Source organism: Wolbachia endosymbiont of Pentidionis agamae, from assembly GCF_036711655.1.
Classification (GTDB): domain Bacteria; phylum Pseudomonadota; class Alphaproteobacteria; order Rickettsiales; family Anaplasmataceae; genus JAZHPY01.
Genome location: NZ_JAZHPY010000097.1, coordinates 1 through 3,546, shown reverse-complemented (window position 1 = coordinate 3,546; position 3,546 = coordinate 1). Strand labels below are relative to the sequence as shown.

3 protein-coding genes are annotated in these 3,546 nt (G+C 34.7%); all 3 read left to right on the top strand.

Going from position 1 to position 3,546, the window contains the following annotated elements; all coding sequences use genetic code 11:
* The first annotated feature begins 543 nt into the window (after positions 1-543).
* The 3 genes from rpsL to fusA are packed head-to-tail and all read left to right on the top strand — an operon-like array spanning position 544 to position 3,484.
* Entirely contained in the window at positions 544-918 is a 375-nt protein-coding gene (rpsL, locus tag V6U76_RS04870) for a 30S ribosomal protein S12 (RefSeq protein ID WP_333023990.1), read from the top strand.
* On the top strand, positions 918-1,394 hold the full coding sequence (gene rpsG, locus V6U76_RS04865) for a 30S ribosomal protein S7 (protein ID WP_333023988.1): 477 nt from the start codon (positions 918-920) through the stop codon (positions 1,392-1,394). Before rpsL ends, rpsG begins: the two co-directional genes overlap by 1 nt.
* 17 nt (positions 1,395-1,411) lie before the next feature.
* Positions 1,412-3,484: an elongation factor G gene (gene fusA / locus V6U76_RS04860; RefSeq protein WP_333023986.1), complete on the top strand. Its 2,073-nt coding sequence runs from the start codon at positions 1,412-1,414 to the stop codon at positions 3,482-3,484.
* The last annotated feature ends 62 nt before the right edge of the window (positions 3,485-3,546 follow it).

Below are 3,546 nucleotides of genomic sequence, written 5' to 3'. Positions count from 1 at the left end.
TCCAACCTGCTTATTTTTTCAAACCTCATTACCACCTCTCATATTATTTTCTAGTAGATTACAACTTTTAGTCCAGTTATGTAAGAGGTCTGGTGGTTGTAATCAAATAAGAAAGTTGAATGTTGTTTTGAATATAAATAGTAAAAAGTTGTTGATATGTAGTATCCTGATGATATCAAATCAGATCATTTACAAGTGTGTGATATGTTAGAAAAGGTAAAACGCTTCTTCTGTACGTGCATATATAAACAATATAGAAGATATAATAAAATCTATTATTCGACTGAGAAAATTACAAGAATCTTTTGCTGTAAAAAACTTAAGTAGCTGTGTAACAAAGCAATTTAGTCTTTTAACTGATAGTTTTTTAGTCATTATTATAACTTTTTATCTTCTTTGCTTGAAAATGTTTTTATTATCGGTTCTTAGAATTACCAAATTTAGAATCATGAAGAGTTAAAGTGAGCAATAATAAATATTTTTATCTTGACTAGTATGGTTTATTATTTTAAAGTTAAGGGGTAAAGAATTTTTTAAGTGAGTATGCCCACGATTAATCAATTAGTGCGCAAGGGCAGGTTTTCCTTTGTGCGTAAGAGTAAGGTTCCCGCTTTAAGAGGCAATCCACAAAAAAGAGGTGTATGTGTAAAAGTATACACTACTACCCCGAGAAAACCTAATTCAGCTTTGCGTAAGGTGGCTAAAGTGAAGATCGGTTCTTATGGGGAGGTGACTGCATATATACCAGGTGAAGGTCATAATTTACAGGAGCACTCGGTTGTTTTAATACGCGGTGGAAGGGTGAAGGATTTGCCTGGAGTGCGTTATCATATAATAAGAGGTACTTTAGATTTGCGTGGTGTACAAGGTAGAAAAAAGTCTCGTTCAAAATATGGTGTTAAATCTAGTCAAGTATAATGCGTCGTAAAAGAATAAAGAAAAGAAGAATCAATAATGATTCTCGTTATGGTAGTCATTTAGTCATGCGTTTCATTAATACAGTTATGAAGGATGGAAAAAAATCTATTGCAGAGAAGGTTGTTTATGATGCTTTGAGATTAGCTGAAGATAAGGTGAATAAAGATGGATTATCTATTTTTGAAGTTTCAATTGCGAATATTACGCCATCGTTAGAAGTACGCTCAAAGCGTATTGGTGGTGCAACTTGTCAGGTGCCAATAGAAATTCAAAAAAATAGAGGTATTTTTTTAGCATTTAGAGCTATTATTAGGTCTGTTTTTTCTATGAGAAAGAAGATCGGCAAGAAGTTTTCTTATTGTTTGTGTTCAGAAATTTTGGATGCGTTTAACAAGCGTGGTAGTGCATTTAAGATATATGAAGATAATCGCAAGATGGTTGAAGCTAATAAAGCTTCTTCTTATTTTAATTTTTAAGTTTATTATATCACAAGATGGTTAATATATCAAAGTATAGAAATATAGGAATAATGGCACACATAGATGCTGGCAAGACTACTACAACAGAGCGTATTTTATTCTATACTGGTAAACAAAATAGGATTGGTGAAGTTCATTATGGTTCTGCATCCATGGATTGGATGGATCAAGAGAAAGAGCGTGGTATTACAATTACATCTGCTGCAACAACATGTTTTTGGGATGGTTATAGGGTGAATATAATAGATACTCCTGGTCATGTCGATTTTACCATTGAAGTTGAAAGGTCTTTAAGGGTTTTAGATGGAGCAGTTGCTGTATTTGATGGTGTTGCTGGAGTTGAGCCTCAATCTGAAACTGTTTGGCGCCAAGCAGATAGGTACGATGTTCCTCGCATTTGTTTTGTAAATAAGTTAGATAGAGTTGGTGCAGATTTTTATCGATGTGTTAGTATGATAAGAGGAAAACTTGATGCTGTACCTTTAGTGATTCAATTGCCTATAGGGAATGAAAAAAGTTTTAAAGGTGTGGTAGATCTCATTTCTATGAGGGCTATTGTATGGGAAGAGGAAACATTGGGTGCGAAGTTTTTTTATGATGATATTCCTTCTGATGTTTTAAACGAAGCTAATGAATTAAGGAAAGTTTTATTAGAGACTGCGGTAGAAATGGATGATGATGCAATGCATTCTTATCTGGAAACCAATACTGTACCTGTGGATCTGTTGCAGAAGTGTATAAGGTTTGGAACAATAAGAGGTGTATTTGTTCCTGTGCTATGTGGCTCAGCTTTTAAGAATAAGGGTATACAGCCTCTGTTAGATGCTATAGTAAATTTTTTGCCTTCTCCCGTTGATGTTGATATGGTTACTGGTGCTAATCCTAAAGATCCAACAAAAAAATATGAAATAAAGCTTTCAGAAGGGGAAAAATTTGTTGCTCTTGCTTTCAAAATTATGACAGATAAATTTGTTGGTGCTTTAACGTTTGTTCGTATTTATTCTGGTAAATTAAAATCAAAATCTGTTGTATTAAATGCTGGTAAAAACGAGACAGAGGTTATTGGTAGAATGTTACTTATGCATGCAAATAATAGAGAGGATATCACTGAGGCTAAAGCTGGAGATATTGTTGCTTTAGTTGGATTAAAGAAAACGGTTACTGGTGATACTTTATGCGCAGTTGATTTTCCTGTATTGCTTGAACGTATGGAATTTCCTGATCCCGTTATAGAGCTTGCAGTAGAGCCAAAATCTAAATCTGATCAGGAGAGGTTAGGTATAGGGTTGAGTAGATTAGTTTCAGAGGATCCATCGCTAAGAATGAGGGTTGATTCTGAAAGCAATCAGACTATATTAAAAGGTATGGGCGAGTTGCATCTTGAAATTATTGTTGACAGATTGCGTCGTGAGTTTAACGTAGATGTAGGCGTTGGTGTTCCTCAGGTCGCATATCGTGAGACTATCACTAAGTCTGTTGAGATTGATTATGTGCATAAGAAGCAAACTGGTGGTGCTGGCCAATTTGCTAGAATAAAAATAAGATTCGAACCTCTTGAGCGTGGTTCCGGTTTTCAGTTTGAAAGTAAAATTATAGGTGGTGCTGTTCCAAAGGAATATATCCCTGGTGTTCAAAATGGATTGGAGTTGATAAAAGAAGTCGGGATTATTTCTGGTTTTCCTGTTATTGATTTTAAAGCTACTCTGATCGATGGTGCTTTTCATGAAGTTGATTCAAGCCCATTAGCTTTTGAGCTTGCTGCTAAAGGTGCTTTTAGGGAGATGGCAATTAAAGCAGCTCCTAAAATGTTGGAGCCCATAATGAAGGTTGAGGTTATTACTCCTGAGGAATATATGGGTGATATAATGGGTGATATAAATAGTAGAAGGGGTCAAATTTTAAACATGGAGACAAATAAAAATACTGTAGTAATTCTTGCTCTTGTTCCACTTGCAAGTATGTTTGGTTATATAAATATACTGCGTTCTATGTCTCAGGGAAGATCTCAATATAATATGAATTTTTCTTGTTATGAACAAGTTCCACAACATATAGTTGATGAGTTAAAATTAAAATATGGTGAGTGATTGGTAATAATTATGGGAACAACGGTATCAGCATTTGGGAAGGTGCATGTTAATGTGGGGAC